Annotated in this window: 18 protein-coding genes; 9 read left to right on the top strand and 9 right to left on the bottom strand. The window is 65.4% G+C overall.

Going from position 1 to position 15,441, the window contains the following annotated elements:
* Position 1: 1 nt before the first annotated feature.
* Genes BLJ79_RS08125 through BLJ79_RS08100 form a run of 6 tightly spaced genes read right to left on the bottom strand, consistent with a single transcriptional unit; the run spans position 2 to position 4,881 of the window.
* The gene (locus BLJ79_RS08125) at positions 2 to 358 is read right to left on the bottom strand and encodes a lycopene cyclase domain-containing protein (RefSeq protein ID WP_071214202.1); all 357 of its coding nucleotides are present in this window, start codon (positions 356 to 358) and stop codon (positions 2 to 4) included.
* Positions 355 to 714: a lycopene cyclase domain-containing protein gene (locus BLJ79_RS08120; protein WP_083411165.1), complete on the bottom strand. Its 360-nt coding sequence runs from the start codon at positions 712 to 714 to the stop codon at positions 355 to 357. The genes BLJ79_RS08125 and BLJ79_RS08120 overlap by 4 nt, the downstream gene beginning before the upstream one ends.
* Complete coding sequence (gene crtI, locus BLJ79_RS08115; protein ID WP_071214200.1) at positions 711 to 2,333, bottom strand: phytoene desaturase family protein; 1,623 nt, start codon at positions 2,331 to 2,333, stop codon at positions 711 to 713. The genes BLJ79_RS08120 and crtI overlap by 4 nt, the downstream gene beginning before the upstream one ends.
* Entirely contained in the window at positions 2,330 to 3,262 is a 933-nt protein-coding gene (locus BLJ79_RS08110) for a phytoene/squalene synthase family protein (protein ID WP_083411107.1), read from the bottom strand. The genes crtI and BLJ79_RS08110 overlap by 4 nt, the downstream gene beginning before the upstream one ends.
* Before the next feature lie 3 nt (positions 3,263 to 3,265).
* A complete protein-coding gene (locus BLJ79_RS08105) occupies positions 3,266 to 4,384 on the bottom strand; it encodes a polyprenyl synthetase family protein (RefSeq protein ID WP_071214199.1) in 1,119 nt (372 codons plus the stop codon).
* The gene (locus BLJ79_RS08100) at positions 4,381 to 4,881 is read right to left on the bottom strand and encodes a MarR family winged helix-turn-helix transcriptional regulator (protein ID WP_071214198.1); all 501 of its coding nucleotides are present in this window, start codon (positions 4,879 to 4,881) and stop codon (positions 4,381 to 4,383) included. Before BLJ79_RS08100 ends, BLJ79_RS08105 begins: the two co-directional genes overlap by 4 nt.
* A 122-nt stretch (positions 4,882 to 5,003) precedes the next feature.
* Between BLJ79_RS08100 and BLJ79_RS08095 the strand changes: the two genes are divergently transcribed.
* Both BLJ79_RS08095 and BLJ79_RS08090 read left to right on the top strand, forming a co-directional pair.
* The gene (locus BLJ79_RS08095) at positions 5,004 to 5,816 is read left to right on the top strand and encodes a TspO-related membrane protein (protein WP_071214197.1); all 813 of its coding nucleotides are present in this window, start codon (positions 5,004 to 5,006) and stop codon (positions 5,814 to 5,816) included.
* Positions 5,813 to 7,285: an SDR family oxidoreductase gene (locus tag BLJ79_RS08090; RefSeq protein WP_071214196.1), complete on the top strand. Its 1,473-nt coding sequence runs from the start codon at positions 5,813 to 5,815 to the stop codon at positions 7,283 to 7,285. The genes BLJ79_RS08095 and BLJ79_RS08090 overlap by 4 nt, the downstream gene beginning before the upstream one ends.
* On the opposite strand, the gene BLJ79_RS08085 is transcribed toward BLJ79_RS08090, so the two are convergent.
* Together BLJ79_RS08085 and BLJ79_RS22325 are read right to left on the bottom strand one after the other, a co-directional pair.
* Complete coding sequence (locus BLJ79_RS08085; RefSeq protein ID WP_286135309.1) at positions 7,282 to 7,848, bottom strand: MarR family winged helix-turn-helix transcriptional regulator; 567 nt, start codon at positions 7,846 to 7,848, stop codon at positions 7,282 to 7,284. The genes BLJ79_RS08090 and BLJ79_RS08085 overlap by 4 nt on opposite strands.
* 152 nt (positions 7,849 to 8,000) lie before the next feature.
* A complete protein-coding gene (locus BLJ79_RS22325; protein ID WP_217641838.1) occupies positions 8,001 to 8,531 on the bottom strand; it encodes an HNH endonuclease in 531 nt (176 codons plus the stop codon).
* 412 nt (positions 8,532 to 8,943) lie between these two features.
* On the opposite strand from BLJ79_RS22325, the gene rlmN reads away from it, so the two are divergent.
* From rlmN to BLJ79_RS08055, 6 genes are all read left to right on the top strand, one after another.
* Entirely contained in the window at positions 8,944 to 10,149 is a 1,206-nt protein-coding gene (gene rlmN / locus BLJ79_RS08080) for a dual-specificity RNA methyltransferase RlmN (RefSeq protein WP_071214510.1), read from the top strand.
* 54 nt (positions 10,150 to 10,203) lie between these two features.
* Positions 10,204 to 10,671: a carboxymuconolactone decarboxylase family protein gene (locus tag BLJ79_RS08075; protein WP_071214194.1), complete on the top strand. Its 468-nt coding sequence runs from the start codon at positions 10,204 to 10,206 to the stop codon at positions 10,669 to 10,671.
* Positions 10,672 to 10,678: 7 nt separating this feature from the next.
* A complete protein-coding gene (locus tag BLJ79_RS08070; RefSeq protein ID WP_083411104.1) occupies positions 10,679 to 11,509 on the top strand; it encodes an oxygenase MpaB family protein in 831 nt (276 codons plus the stop codon).
* A gap of 237 nt (positions 11,510 to 11,746) precedes the next feature.
* The gene (locus tag BLJ79_RS08065) at positions 11,747 to 12,346 is read left to right on the top strand and encodes a SipW-dependent-type signal peptide-containing protein (RefSeq protein WP_071214193.1); all 600 of its coding nucleotides are present in this window, start codon (positions 11,747 to 11,749) and stop codon (positions 12,344 to 12,346) included.
* A gap of 21 nt (positions 12,347 to 12,367) precedes the next feature.
* The gene (locus BLJ79_RS08060; protein ID WP_286135308.1) at positions 12,368 to 12,973 is read left to right on the top strand and encodes a SipW-dependent-type signal peptide-containing protein; all 606 of its coding nucleotides are present in this window, start codon (positions 12,368 to 12,370) and stop codon (positions 12,971 to 12,973) included.
* Between the two features lies 1 nt (position 12,974).
* On the top strand, positions 12,975 to 14,174 hold the full coding sequence (locus tag BLJ79_RS08055; protein WP_071214191.1) for a signal peptidase I: 1,200 nt from the start codon (positions 12,975 to 12,977) through the stop codon (positions 14,172 to 14,174).
* A 595-nt stretch (positions 14,175 to 14,769) separates the two neighbouring features.
* Here the strand turns inward: BLJ79_RS08055 and BLJ79_RS24035 are convergent.
* Positions 14,770 to 14,886: a DUF8730 family Cys-rich protein gene (locus BLJ79_RS24035; protein WP_498681093.1), complete on the bottom strand. Its 117-nt coding sequence runs from the start codon at positions 14,884 to 14,886 to the stop codon at positions 14,770 to 14,772.
* A 128-nt stretch (positions 14,887 to 15,014) separates the two neighbouring features.
* On the opposite strand from BLJ79_RS24035, the gene trxA reads away from it, so the two are divergent.
* Positions 15,015 to 15,380: a thioredoxin gene (gene trxA, locus BLJ79_RS08050; RefSeq protein ID WP_071214190.1), complete on the top strand. Its 366-nt coding sequence runs from the start codon at positions 15,015 to 15,017 to the stop codon at positions 15,378 to 15,380.
* Positions 15,381 to 15,441: the final 61 nt, after the last annotated feature.

Here is a 15,441-nt window from a genome sequence, read left to right as displayed (position 1 = left end):
CTCAGCCCTCCTTTCCGGAGTCGTCCGGGGAGGGATGCTTCGGCGTGGCACCGGCGGGAGAACCCCCGGCCAGCCACCACAGGGCCGGGACCACCAGCGCCGCGCAGAACGGGTAGCTGAAGTCCTCCAGCGGGGCCAGGCCCACGCGGATGCCCAGCAGGGTCTGGCTGTTGTAGTCAAAGAGGCCGGAGCCGATCATCACGTTGTCGAACACCGCGGTCAGCACCAGCAACACCGCCAGGGTGAGCCCGGCCGCGGGGGCGACGTCGCGCAGCCGCACACCGCGCATGCGCAGCGCTACGGCGAAGAGCACCATGGAGCCGAGCATGAAATAGAGGGACAGATGGGCGAAGCTCATGAGTTTTCCTCCAAGGTCGCCGCGGTTGCTGAGGGGCGTGTCGCCGTGGCGCGCCGTGCCCCCAGGGCCAGGGTGCCGGTGAACAGGACCATCGCGTTGTAGCAGAGGAAGAGCAGGAAGAAGGCCTCTTCCAGCGGCAGTTGGGGACCGAGCATCACCCCGGTCATCAGCGCCGACTCGCGGTGCAGGAAGATCCCCAGGTCGATGGCGATCACGTCCCAGAGCAGGAACATCGCGGTGCCGCCGGCCAGTGCCAACAGGGCGGGTGCGGGCCGGGCGAAGACGAACAGCCGGTACCTGGCATCCAGGGCGGCCATGCAGGCGATCAAGGCCAGCAGGATCAGCAGGTAGGTCACGGGCGTGCCTCCCGGGCCGCCGCGGTGCGCCCGGCCGCCCACGCCGGGTGGCCGGGGTCGATGGGCCCCTTGCCCGTGAACCCGTTGACTTTCTTGGCAATGATTTCGGCACTGATCAGGCACATGGGGATGCCGATGCCCGGACGCACCGAGCTGCCGGCGTAGTGCAGTCCGCTGACCTTCGAGCTGTGGTTCGAGGGGCGGAAGAAGGCCGACTGGCCCAGCGTGTGGGCCAGCCCCAGGGCCCCTCCCTGCCAGGCATTGACGTTCTGCGCGAAGTCTCCGGGGCCAAAGCTCTGGCGCACCACGACGCGCTCGCGCAGGTCCTCGATCCCCGCCCAGGCGGCCAACTGGTCGAGCGCGGCATCCGCCACGGCCTCCACCTGGTGCGAGCCGGTGCCGTCCGGGCCGCCGGTGCCCCATGCGGGCAGGGCGGGGGCGGGAACCAGGATGAACAGGTTCTCGTGGTCCGCCGGTGCCACGGAGGGATCGGTCGCGCTGGGCATGCAGACGTACAGGCTGGTTTCCTCCGCGAGGTCCTCCCCGCGGTGGATGCGCCCGAAGTTGTCGTCCCAGTCGGCGGTGAACAGCAGATTGTGGTGGCTGAGCTCCGGTAGCTTGCCGGAGATGCCCAGGCAGAGCAGCACGGCGCTGGGCCCCGGATCGCGCCGCTTCCAACTGGCCGCGGAGGAGGAGCGATGTTCCGCCGGGAGCAGCTCGGTCTCCAGGTGGTGCAGGTCCGCGGCCCCCACCACGGTCTGCGCCTCCAGGTGCCGTGGGGTGCCCTCCTGGATCCAGCGCACGCCCCGGGCCCGGGCGTTCGCGCCGGTGCCGGAGACCTCGATCCCGGTGACTTCGGCGCCGGTGATGATCTGCACCCCGGCATCGATGCAGAGCGAGGCCATGACATCGACCAGCTGCGCGAAGCCGCCCATCGGGTATTTGACGCCCTGGGTCAAGTCCAGGTGGCTCATCAGGTGGTAGAGCGCCGGGGTGCGCTTGGGGCTGGAGCCCAGGAACACCGCGGGATAGCCCAGGATTTGGCGCAGCCGCGGATCGCTGAAGCGCTTGGCCACAAAGGATTCCAGGGAGCCGGCCAGCAGCGGCGCGAGCCGGGGCAGCAGCGGCAGCAGCCGGGGATCGAGCACGGAGGCGGCGGAGGACAGGTCGGCGTAGAGGAAGTGCTCCAGGGCCAGGTCGTGGCTCTCGGCGGCCTTTTCCAGGTAGCTGTCCAAGGCTGTGCCGGCACCGGGCTGCAGGGACTCGAAGGCGTCCCGGGCCCCGGCCCCCGATGGCATGTCCAGCGGGGTGTAGTCGCTCTGGAACCAGGTGCGGTAGCCGATGGGCAGGTCCACCAGGTCCAGCTCGTTCTGCGTGGAGGTTCCCATGAGCTCGAACCAATGCTCGATGACCTCCGGCATCAGGTACCAGGAGGGGCCGGTGTCGAAGCTGAATCCCGCGCGCCGCAGTCGTCCGGCGCGGCCGCCGAGCTCTTCCTGCTTTTCCAGCAGGGTCACCCGGTGGCCGGAGGCGGCCAGCAGGCCGGCGGTGGCCAGGCCGGAAAATCCTCCGCCGATGACCACCACCGCGCGTCCGGAGTCGGTCGGTGTGTTTTTCATGGTCGTCCCTTGGTCGCTGAGGTGGCGGTGGCGGTGGTGGGGCGTCGGCCCAGGGCGGTGCGCAGCGCGATCAGTGCCTTGCGTCCGGGCGGCACCGAGATCCGCCGCGTCATGAGTTCGGCGGCGGGGGTGCGTTCGATTCGGTGGTTCAGTTCGCTGAACAGCCCGTGGGCCATGGCCACGGCGCGGGCGGCGCCGGGGGCCAGGTGCTCGATGCCCAGGGCTGCGGCGTCGAGGTCCGCGCGGATCTCCCGCACCAGGGCGTTTTTGTGTTCGTCGGAGAAGGTGCGCGGATCCAGCCCCGGGAAGTAGCTGCGGCCCAGCTCGGAGGTGTCGGCGGCCAGGTCGCGCAGGAAATTGACCTTCTGGAAGGCCGCACCCAGGCTCCGGGCGGCGGCCTCGGTTTCCGCTTCGTGCCCGGCCGGGGCGCCGGGCATGGAGCCGAACACCCGCAGGCACATGAGGCCCACGACTTCCGCCGATCCGTAGATGTAGCCCTTCAGGGTCTCCGCGTCGTGGCTGGCGACCTGCAGGTCACTGCGCATCGAGGCGAAGAACGGGCGGGTCAGCTCGGTGTCGATGCCCCGGGACCGGGCGGTGCAGGCGAAGGCGTGCACGATCATGTTGGTGCTGTAGCCGCTGGCCAGCGCCGCCTCGGTTTCGGCCTCGAGTTGTTCCAGGGCCGCGGCGACCTCCCGGGCCTCGAGGCCCGCCTCGCGGGCGACCCCGTCGACGACCTCGTCGGCCAGGCGCACCAGTGCGTAGATGTTGGAGATGTCCTCGCGGGCCGGGCTGCCCAGCAGGCGGCAGGCCAACGAGAAGGAGGTGGAATACCGGGTGATGACAACCCGGGCGCTGCTGCTGGCCGTGGCCGAATAGCGTTGCAGGGCGGTGGGCCCGCCGGTTCCGGCCATGGTGTGGGCGTTCATGTCCTAGGCACCCCGGTTCAGGATCAGGTCGGCGAAGTCCTCGAGCTCGGAGCTGACGGCCACGGGCAGGTTGAGCGTGCGCGAGGCCGAGGTGGCGCCGGCGCACAGGTCATGCGCCAGCTGCCGGGCGAAGCGCTCGGCGCCTGTGGCTTCCAGTGCCGAGCGCATGGCCGGGACATCCGCATCCGGATCACGGAAAAGCTGCAGGTGGGCTGTGAAGCCGGGAGTGGCCGCGGCCATGGCCGTGAGGATGGTGCTTTTGCCTTCGCGCAGGTCCGACTCGATGGACTTGCCCGTCTGTTCGGGATCGCCGAAGGTCCCCAGGATGTCGTCGATGAGCTGGTAGGCGACGCCCAGCTGGCTGCCGATGTTGGCCAGCGCCGCAGCCCCGGCGGCATCGGCGCCGGCCAGCAGCGCCCCGGTGTGCAGCGGCACCTGGAAGGAATATGCGGCGGTCTTCAGCTTCTCCATGCGCAGCACCTCGTGCACCTGGGCCGGAACCGGGTCCAACGAAAAGAGCAGGTCCTCCAACTCGCCGGCGGCGGCGTGGTGGATGGCCTGGTGGAAGGAATCCTCGATGGCCTTGGCGGCGGGCAGCGATTCCGCGGCGCCCCGGGCGAGCTTGATCGCGGCGGCCAGCAGCAGGTCCCCGGCAATGATGGCCGCCGAGTGGCCCGCGTGTTCGGCGTCCTGCGCTGACTTGCCCCGGGCCAGGGCATCGTCGCGGTACAACGCCGAAAGGGTGGGGCGCCCGCGGCGGGTGAAGTCGCGGTCTATCACGTCGTCGTGCATCAACAGCGAACCGTGGAGCAACTCGAAGGCGCAGCCGAGCTGGATGACGCGTTGGAGTCGCTCCCTGGACTCGGTTTCGCCGGCGGCGGGGGACGCGAAGGCCTCGTGGCCCAGCAGCACCAACCGTGGCCGGGTGAGCTTGCCTCCTTCCAGGGCCAGCCCGATGCGGGTCCAGAGTGTTTCGGTGGCCTTCGAATACTCGCCGGCGGCTTCCCGATGCTCCTGGATGACGGCCGCCAGGTGGAGCCGGACCCGCTGCTGGAGTGCGTCCGATGCCGGGGCTGGTCGTGGTCTGCAAGTCTGCGCGTGACTTTGGCTGGGCAGGCTCATGATCGTTCGTTCCGTTTCTTGGTGGCGGTCGGAGGGGTGAGGGCGTCGATCCGGGTTTGCATGACGGAGAGGATGTATTCCAGGTAGCGCACCACTGCGCGTTGCCCCTCGGGGCTCAGCCCCTGGATGGCGAGTTCGGCGTCGTCGACGAGCGGCCGCAGGGCGGCCATGGTCCGGGTCACGGCCCGGGCGCTGGGCCTGAGCAACAGGCTGCGCCGGTCGGTGGGGTGGGCCAATCGCACCACGAACCCGCGCCCACTCATCCGGTCGATCAAGGCGGTGGTGGCGGCGCTGGAGATGTTCAGCTTCGCCGCCAGATCCCGGGGAGTCATGGGATGGCCGAGCATCAGGTGCTGCAGGGCCTGGAAATCGGTCTCGTTGATTCCGAGATGGCGGCACAGGGCATGCTCCAGTGCGGCGTTGAGCTGCAGCACCGAATGCAGCAGTGCGGACGCCGCGTGCGGGCCGGATGTCTCGCCGGTGGAAACCTGGATCACGAATTCCTCGAATGGTTGATTACTAGCCTAACTAGATACATCATGGGTTAACAAGATAGGGTTTGTCGAGTAGGGCAGATCGATTCAGTGCATTTTTCCCCGAGGCAAAGGAAACCGAATCCATGCAATCGACACCACCGGCGTCCATCGCGAGCCGGATCATCTGCGCAGCGGCGGTTTTCGCCGCCATCGCCGGGGCCTTCATCGGAAGCGGCGCGCTGGGCGGCACGCCCATTGCCGAGGCCGCCGACGGACGCCTCGGGGCCGATTCGACACTGCTGGCCCCGGGTACCGGAGCCTTCTCCATCTGGAGCGTGGTCTACATCGGGCTCGTCGTCTACGCGATCTGGCAACTTACACCGGCGGCGGCGCGCAGTGCCACGCAGCGGCGCATCCGACCGTGGGCCGCCGGCTCCGCGATCCTCAACGCGCTGTGGATCGGCGTGGTGCAACTGGGCTGGCTCGGTGCCAGCGTCGTGGTGATGCTGCTTCTGCTGGCGGTGTTGGCCAGGATCTTCGTGTTGATGAAGCCCCGGATCGAGAGGCACGCCGAGCGCTGGATCATGGCCCTGACCTTCGGGCCGTATCTGGGCTGGGTCAGCGTGGCGACCGTGGCCAACATCGCCGCCTGGCTCTCCGCACTCGGTGTGGGGGCCGGGGCGACCTGGACCGTGGCGCTGGCGTGCGTCATGGTGGCGGTGGCGTGCGTCATCGGAGCCCTGACGGTCGCGTTTTCCGGGGGCCGGATCGCCGCCGCCCTGGCCATGGTGTGGGGCATTGCCTGGATCGGCGTAGGACGCAGCGACGGCGGACTGGAATCCGGCACCGTCGCGATCGCCGCCTATTGCGCTGCCGGGGCCCTGCTGCTCTTTGCCCTCGTTTCGGCCGCAAGGCGTCGGGTACGAGAGAACGCCGCTGCGGGGGTGGCGGCATGAGCGTCATCGCCGTCACCGGGGCCACCGGCTACATCGGCGGGCGACTGGTTCCGCTGCTGCTGGAGCAGGGGCACAGCGTGCGGGTGCTCACCCGCCGAAGCAACGCCCTGCGCGATGTTCCCTGGGGAACGCGGGTGCAGATCGTGGAGGGGGACCTCACCGATCCGCAGGCCGCTGACCAACTGTGCGAGGGCGCCGAGGTCCTCTACTACCTGGTCCACTCCATGGGCGGCACCAGCAATTTTGCCCCCGTGGAGGAACGCTGTGCCCACACCATCGTGGAAGCGGCACGGGCCGCGGGCATCGGGCGTCTGGTCTATCTCTCGGGACTGCATCCCGAGGGCGAGCTGAGCCGCCACCTCGCCTCGCGGGTCGAGGTCGGGCGGATCCTGGAATCCAGTGGCATTCCCACCATCACGCTGCAGGCCGGGCTGATCATCGGTTCCGGGTCCGCCAGCTTCGAGATGGTCCGCCACCTCACCGACGTGCTTCCGGTGATGCCGGCCCCGCGCTGGGTGCTGAACCGTGTCCAGCCCATCGCCGTGCGCGACGCCCTGCACTACCTGGGCGCATGCGCGGGCCTGCCGCCGGAGGTGTCCGGCACCTACGACATCGGCGGGCCGGAGGCGCACAGCTACGGGGACATGATGCGCCTCTATGCCGATGCCGCGGGCATCCGCCGCCCGGTCATCCTGGCGCTGCCCGTGCTGACCCCCTGGCTGGCGGCCCAGTGGGTCAACCTTGTCACCCCGATCCCGCGCGCGCTGGCCATTCCGCTGGTCGAGTCCCTGCAGCACGACTGCGTGATGCGAAACCGCGACATCGATGGGGTCATCGACCGCCCCGCCGGCGGGCTGACCGGATACCGGCGCTCCGTCGAGCTGGCGCTGGCCAAGATGCGCGACGACACCGTGGAAACCACGTGGACGACCGCCCACGCCCTGGAAGCCCCGGCCGAGCCGCTGCCCTCGGATCCGCAATGGGCCGGGCACACAGTCTTCACCGATGTCCGGGAGCGCGACACCAGCGCGAGTCCCGCCGCGCTGTTCAGGGTCATCGCGTCACTCGGCGGGGAGACCGGATACTACTCGCTGCCCGGCGCCTGGGCGCTGCGCGGATTGATGGACAAGCTCGCCGGGGGAGTGGGCCTGCGCCGCGGGCGGCGCAACCGCACCTCCCTGGCGTTGGGGGACGCGGTGGACTGGTGGCGCGTGGAGGAGCTGGTGCCGGATCGCCTGCTGCGCCTGCGGGCGGAAATGCGGGTCCCCGGACGGGCCTGGCTGGAGCTCTCGGTGGAACCGACCGAATCGGGAAGCCACTACCGGCAGCGTGCGGTGTTCTTTCCCGAGGGCTTGGCGGGCCGGCTCTACTGGCTGGCGATCCTGCCCTTCCACGGGGTGATCTTTTCCTCCATGGCCCGTCGCATCACCACCGCCGCCGAGGGGCTCGAGGCCACGGAGGAGGCCTAGCCTTCGGAGGGGTTGCGCTCGCCGACCGAGCCGATGCTGTCCTCGAGGTCCATGGCCGTTTCGGCGAGGAACCGGATGACCACCTCGCGTTCGGCGGGGCTCAGCCGTGCTGCCGCGCCGAAGCGCGCGGCGTGGTGTCGACCGACCTGCTGGCGGGCGGCAAGGTGCGTCTCGGGGGTCACGGTGATGCACAGGGACCGGCGGTCGGTGGGATGTGCCGCGCGCACCACGTGGCCCGCCTTCTCCAGCCGGTCAACCATCTTGGTCACCGAGGCGGTGGTGATGCCCAGGTGCTTGGCAAGCATGCCTGGGGTCACTGCGGTCTCGGTGTGCTTGGCCGAGATCAGGAACCTGATGGCCCGCATGTCGGTCTCGTTCAGGTTCATGTAGCTTTGCGAGGCGCGGGAGATCTTGCGTTCCACGGCCCGCAACCGACCCATTTCGGCCATGATCCGATCGATCTGCTGCAGCGTTTCCTCGCTGAGCTGCGACCTGTCGATCAATTCGCTGCGGGGATCGCTCGAGGCAAGGTTGAAGATGGTGGGAAGTTCTTCGCGGTCCACTGGATTCCACTCCCTTTCCCTTGCGCAGGCTGATAGGTTCGACGTCCCCATGATACGACCCGGTCAGGCCGCGACCGGTATCGCACGATGGAAAGCGATCGAGCAACTTCGGGGACGCTCTGGCGGACACGCCAGGCCCGCAATGTCAGACTTTAGTGGCGGATGGTCAGCCCAGACGATTTCTTGCGGTTGCAGGGGCCACACAGAATTTGAAGATTCTCTGGGTTGTTACTGCCATTCATTGCCAGCGGGATGATGTGATCAAATTGAAGTTCCGCCGTCGACCCACAGTGCTGACATCGACCTTCGTCGCGCGTCCAAATGTAGTGCTTCAAATCGTCTGGAATGCGTTGCCGGGAGGAAGCCCCTCGAGGACGGGACCCGGCTGAAACGGTCTGCTCGGCCCGTTCAATATGTTGTCGTCGTCGTTGTTCACGGGTCAGAACGAGAGCGTAAACCTCCTTGGCTCTCAGCCCTTCATCATCCCAATAGACCTTGTTTCGAAACTGCCAGTACGTTCTATCGCCAATCCGAACCAGCGCAATCGGCCGTTCCAATTGAACTTCTTGTCGCTCTATGAACTCGGTTTGCGGCATCTTTCCGACTTCGTATGTCTTCTTGCCGATTGCTACGACGATTGGACCCTTCCGAGTCCAAAAACTGGGTCGATGCGTGATTGACACATTTTCAGCCTTACGAAGCACCCAAAGCCCCCAAATTCTGATTGCATCAATTGTGCAACCAGTTCATTCATATCAGTCGGATTCCTGGCGATGCCGTCACCGAACGCGGCATGAAACCGTGCGGTGAGCACCTACTCGCCATCCTAGCGTCGGACGTACGACGATTCGATGATTTACCGGTGGAACGAAGTCCATGGTCGTGTACGTAGCGGGGACGAACGTTCCGAGGCTGGCACAGAAGTAGATATGCGTGCCCAAACTCACCGCCCGCGCTCTGGACATGCATGGGAGAATGGAAACGATGACTTCCCCCGAAATTACCCCAGTGACCGAGCCTGCCGCTGCTGCGCCGACCGCAGCTGACATAAAGGCACGCCGCGCTGCCCAGGCTGCGGCGCAGGGCGCCCAGCAAATGCGCATCTCCGAATCCCGGGCCAAGGCCGAGGGCCGCGCCCAGGTGCGCCCCACCGCCGAGGGATGGAAGCAGGCCATGGGCGAGGACGGCCGCCCGCAGCTCCAGTTCACCGCCAAGGCACGCGTCAGCCAGCCTCCGGTGCACCTGGCCGACCTCACCCTGGCCGAGCGCGCCGAGAAGCTCAAGGAGCTGGGCCTGCCCGGCTTCCGCGCCAAGCAGCTCTCGGTGCACTACTTCCAGCACTACACCACCGATCCCGAGCTGATGAGCGACCTTCCCAAGGACCGCCGCGCCGAGATCGCCGACGTCATGTTCCCCAAGCTGCTGACCGAGGTCAAGCGGCTTGCCACCGACGATGGCCGCACCATCAAGTTCCTGTGGCGCCTCTTTGACGGCTCCTTGGTCGAGTCGGTGCTGATGCGATACAGCAACCGCATCACCCTGTGCATCTCCAGCCAGTGCGGCTGCGGCATGAACTGCCCGTTCTGCGCCACCGGCCAGGCCGGCCTGACCCGCAACATGTCCACCGCCGAGATCCTGGACCAGATCGTCCAGGCCAACCGCGTCATCGCCGAGGGCGGACTGGGCGGACAGAAGCACCCCGAAGAGCGCGTGGGCAACATCGTCTTCATGGGCATGGGCGAGCCCCTGGCCAATTACAAGCGCGTTATGAACGCCGTGCACCGCATGGTCGCCGAGGCCCCCGAGGGCCTGGGCATGAGCGCCCGCGGCATCACGGTCTCCACCGTGGGCCTGGTTCCGGCCATCAAGAAGCTTGCCGAAGAGGGCGTCCCGGTCACCTTCGCCCTGTCGCTGCACGCCCCGGACGACGAGCTGCGCGACGAAATGATCCCGGTGAACTCGAAGTGGAAGGTCGACGAGGCGCTTGACGCAGCCTTCGCCTACTACGTAAAGACCGGACGCCGCGTCTCCATCGAGTACGCGCTGATCAAGGACATGAACGACCACGGCTGGCGCGCGGACCTGCTGGCCCGCAAGCTCAACGCCCGTGGCCGCGGCTGGGTGCACGTGAACCCGATCCCGCTGAACCCGACCCCGGGTTCGGTCTGGACCTCCTCGGAGCCCGACGTCACCGCCGAGTTCATCGACCGCCTCGAGTCCGCCGGCGTGCCCACCACGCTGCGCGACACCCGCGGCAAGGAAATCGACGGGGCCTGCGGCCAGCTCGCCGCGGCTGAGTAGGCTGTAACCACCACACCACGGGCGCGATGCGCCATTGATGAGATGAGTTTTTAGATGTCGTTGGCAGCACCGTTCTTCCTGGACAAGTCCGACACCGCCAGCTGGAAGGCCCTGAACGGGCTCTCGCTCAAGGTGAAGGAAGCCACCGAGGCCGCGGGGCTGGGCACCAGGCTCATCGAGTTGCTCAACGTGCGCATCTCCCAGATCAACGGGTGCTCGTTCTGCCTGGACATGCACTCGCGGATGGCCCTTGAGGCCGGCGAGACCACCCAACGTCTCGCGGTGCTCTCCACCTGGCGCGAGACCTCGCTTTTCGACGACCTCGAATCGGCAGCACTCTCGGTAGCGGAGGCAACCACCGAGCTGCCTGACTCCGAGTCCCGGATTGCCGAGCTCGCCGCATCCCGGCTGGTGCTGGACGACGCGCAGTTCTCCGCGATCCAGTGGGCGGCGATCGCCATGAACGCCTTCAACCGCGTCTCCATCCTGTCCCAGCACCCGGTGCGCCCGAGCAAGAAGTAGCTGCACCATGGCAGCGGGAACGACCGATATGCGGGGTGCACCAGCGAGTCCCGAGTCGGTGCTTTCGCGCTTTGCCCCCGAGGCCGTCTACCTGCTCGGTGGCGGACGCGCCATCCTCATGCAGCTGGCGATGCCAGGTGTCGGCCACGGCGTGGCCCGGCACTCGAATTTCGCCGCCAATCCGCTCGGCCGCCTCAACGGCACGCTGACCTACATCTACGCCCTGAGCAACGGCACCGACGCGCAGCGGGCCAGGGTGCGGGAGGTCGTGCACGCGGCGCACGCGCCGGTCAGGGCCCCTGCTGCGAAGGATGGATCGCATCCGGCGTATTCGGCCCGTGATCCGAAGCTCCAGTTGTGGGTTGCCGCCACGCTCTACGACTCCGCGATGCAGATCCAGCACGCTGTCTTCCCTCCGCTGGACGAGGAGACGGCCGAGGCGTTGTACCGCGAGTACGCGCAGCTGGGGACCGAGCTGGGCATGCCCGCACACCTGTGGCCTGCGACCCGCGCCGACTTCGCCGACTACTGGGCGACGACAACGGATCAGCTGCGGGCTGATCCTCAGATTCGAGCGGTGGCTCATGAGCTGCTGGCAGCCAAGCGTGCGCCGCTGTGGATCCGAGCGGCGATGCCGCTGGTGCGGCTGATGACCATCGGGTTGCTGCCCCAGCAGGTGCGCACCATGTATGGGTTCGAGTTCGGCCCCCGCCAGCAACGACGAATGGGCATGGTGCTACGCTGCGCGAGGGTCTCAATGCGCATCCTGCCGCGTGTCATCCGGCATTTCCCCATGCACTACTACTTGCGCCGCCTTGATGGATATGTAGCCAACTGACATGGCCAAATGTCGTGCGCGCGGCGGATTTTCTTAGCCAGCAAGCCAGAGGTTAGGGCGGGCCTTCCATACATCCTTGGCTATTGGCCATCTCTTGGCCGAATCCCTATGAGCGTGCTGTTTGGCGGCGAATTCACTGTTAGCGTCAGAAAATGATTCACCAACTTCTGACGCTTCGGCGATGGAGATCCCGTGTGGATTTCTGGATGCCCCGCAGATTTCTAGCAAGGGGGAGCAATGGCTCAGCAGGAAAAGAACCGCAAGGTACGCGCAGTGCTAGCCGGAGGGCTGGTGCTCGGTGTAGGAGTCGCCGTCACCTTGGCGGCATGGAACGATTCCGAATTTGCCGAAGGGGTCTTCGGGACCGGTCACTTCAACATGCAAGGCAGCGTTGACGGCATCAATTTCACCGATCATGCTTCGGGGGCTGCGGCGTCGTTGAGCTTTGCAGTCGAACCCGGATCGATGAGCCCGGAAGACACAGTTGCAGCGCCGTTCGTATTGCATCTGGATGAGGAAACCACCAACAATGCCAAGGTGAACGTCGCCTCGGCGCTCGGTTCGGGAACCGCTGTTGACCAGCTCAGCTACGCCATCGTGCGGGTGCCATCTTTGACGGACTGCAAGCCCGAGGCCACTGGTACGGTAATCGTCCCACCAGGAACTGCATTTGGTGCGGCCACCGGCGTGGCAACTTTCGACCTGACGAAGAGCGACGTCTCCGGCGAGCCTGGCGCTGATGCATTCCTGTGTGTTCAGGTCACAGCTGCTGAAGACCTTATCCAGGACACATCCGCCACTGCCACCTGGGAATTCGTCGGCCAGTCTGTGTCATAGCCAGCAATGGGAGAGCATCTAGTGCAGGGAGAAGGCTCCCGTTTTACCCGCCTGCGAGCAGTTCTCGCGGGCGGGCTTGTCCTTGGCCTCGGTGTTACGGCGACGCTGGCCGCATGGACCGACAAGGAACACGCGTCGGGTGAGTTCAAAGCAGGGACCTTTTCCATCATCGGCAGCACGAACGGCACGGACTACAGTGATCATCCAAGCGCGCCCGGAGCACCATTGGCTTTCACGCTGACTGCGAATTCCATGGTCCCCGGTGCAACGGTCTACGCGTTGTACTCCGTTAAGACTAAAAGTGAGAGTGTTGGTGGCTCCATCCAACTAACGGGCCATTCGGGCAATGAAAACGGGCTGGGTGCGTACCTTGAATATGGTGTCGCCAAGATCGCGGGCACGACATGCAACGCAGGTGCGTTCGCCGAGGGGACAGCGGTGGTCGGTCTGAAGTCGAAGCTGACGTCGGGTGCCGCCACAAAAGCCACGTTGCCAGCGGCAGGGACATCGCCCGTCAACTACTGTTTCGCAGTTTCTTTGCCCCCGAATGCACCTAACGAGGCCCAAGGCACCGCGCTCGACGGACAGTGGACGTTCCAGGCGACCACCGATCCCGCAGGAACCTGACGTGGGCAGACGGGTCAAGGGCGTCGGGCAGTTCATAGGTGGTGCTGCGTTGAACCTGGCCGCATTGGGTGGAGTCATCTGCTTGGCATTTGTCGCTTTGGCCTTCATATTCAACATCACCCTGATAATGTTCAAGACCGGTTCCATGAGTCCCACGATTCCGGCGGGTTCCCTATCCGTGGTTCGGGAAATCCCGGCGACCGAGATTAAAGTCGGAGACGTAGTGACGGTGGATCGCCCGGCTGCTCTGCCCATCACGCATCGGGTGACGTCCGTAGCCGAGGTGCCATTGAGTACCGAGCGGATCATCACCATGAAGGGCGACGCCAACGAGGCCGAAGACCCATTCCCCTACACCGTCAACACTGTTCGGCTTGTCCTCGCTTCGGTACCCAATCTGGCATACGGTGTCATTTGGTTATCGAATCCGTGGGTAATGGCCGTCCTCACGATCGGCGCCTCGACATTGGTCACATGGGCTTTCTGGCCACGGGATCCGTCGGAGGACGACACCGATTTGCAAGAAGATCCTATTCCCCGACGGGAACCACCAAACAATTTCTCGCAGCTTGGGCTGATCGTGTTGATCGCTCCCATTGTCCTCGACCTGGCTTTGGCCGGCGCCGCCCCGACGGTCACAGAAGTCGCCTCCAGCAGCGGGCAACTGACAATCATCTCGATCGGTGATGAAACGGCCATGGCTCAGCTGGCTCCCGGTGACCCCGTGCAATGGCAGGTCGGCGTTACAACTACGCAGAGAGCATCCGGGGAAGTCAAGATCGAGTTGCTGGGTGCTGGGAACGCACGTATGGGGCTGAAGACGGATATTCGATCCTGCGACCAGCGGTGGGTCAAGGGCAATTGCGGCGGTAACGTCATCGAGGTCCAAACGTCTGGTCTGGTTGCAGTCGACGGAATGAAGCGTCAGCTCACGGCCATGACCGCGGAAGAGGAGCGCTGGTTGCTATTTGATCTGTGGCTGCCGATGGACGGCCCGGCAGATGCCGGCGACGAGTTGGTGCGCCTGCAGGTGCACGCGTCGGGCTCAGGAGACGAAGTCGCTTCGTCCCCTCGGCCGATCGGTACCTTGCCCCCAACTGGCGCAAACCCGATAGTGCCCTTGCTGGCAGCGGTGGGCGCAATAGTATTCGGTCTCGTTTTGGCCGTCTTCGCCAAAAAGCGGAGGAGCCGAGGATGCTGAATCGCATGGCCTCGCACCGGGATAGGAAAAGGCGGCGAGTTGCCTTGACCATCTGCGCGGTCTTTGTCGTCTCCTCCGGACTTGTTGCTTCCTTGGTGCAACCCTTAGTGACAGAGGCAGCGTGGATGGACGCAGAGGTAGCTCAGGCACACTTCTCTGCCGGGACCTTACCTGCTCCCAACTCACTTGCCTGTCAAACCCAGGCGGGCGGTCTACTCGGGACCGATAAGGCACATGTTTCTTGGAACACGAGTGCGTCGTTGCAGCCCGGTGCGAAATATGAAATTGTCATGCAGAAGGTGGGAGGGGCAGCAGGGACTCTGCCACTCCAAACCGAGCGACAGATAACTGTTGTTCCGGGACTTCTCGACAGTCTGCTTGGCTTGGTCTTGAACTTGCTGTCCCCGCCTGCCGAGTATTCCGTGAAGGTCAGCGTTGTTTACCCTGGAACTCAGTGGCGTTCTATGCCGAGCACACCGCAGTCGGTCCGGTACACGGGGGCGCTACTCGGGCTTCTCGGCGGATTCCAATGCTTGTCGTAGTCCAATAGAAAACGGTGGGCCAAGCAATCGCCGGTGCTCACGTCAAAAAGCGATTATTTGCAGCCGCAGCGATCAGCCACAGCAACGTCACCGAGTGCATCCTCGATGTGCTCGCCGCAGCCTTCCCAGGTCGGCTTGGCGCAGGCTACGCAGGTGATTTTCTTGCACATGTTTGACTCCTTGGGAGATAAGCGTTTACGAACTCATAGGAATATTACCCCTGCGGGTATGGTTGTGCCATTTGCGGGTGCTCCCGGTATCCGCGGCAAACGCAACATCTCGAAGGGAAGAAGCACGCATGGCTTCCGTAGAACTCACCGCAGCAAATTTTGAATCCACCATCTCGGGCAGCGGTACGGTCTTTGTCGACTTTTGGGCCGCATGGTGCGGTCCGTGTCTCAACTTCGCCCCGGTCTTCGAAGCAGCCAGCGAGAAGTACCCCGACATCACCTTCGGCAAGATCGACACCGAAGCCGAGCAGCAGCTGGCGGCAGCCGCAAACATCACCTCCATCCCCACACTGATGGCGTTCCGCGACGGGATCCTCGTGTTTTCCCAGCCCGGCGCACTGCCCGCAGAGGCTCTTGAAGACCTCATCGGCCAGGTGCAGGGACTGGACATGGAAGCGGTCAAGAAGGACATCGCTGCAGGCGCCCAGGTGTAAGCACCGGCGTGTCCAAGGTTCGTAGGCCTCACCCGCATGTGTTGCGGGTGAGGCCTTCGGT

This window comes from Arthrobacter sp. UCD-GKA (genome assembly GCF_001863355.1).
GTDB lineage: Bacteria > Actinomycetota > Actinomycetes > Actinomycetales > Micrococcaceae > Paeniglutamicibacter.
Note: the sequence above shows the minus strand (reverse complement) of the source record. Positions and strands in the feature narration are given on the sequence as shown.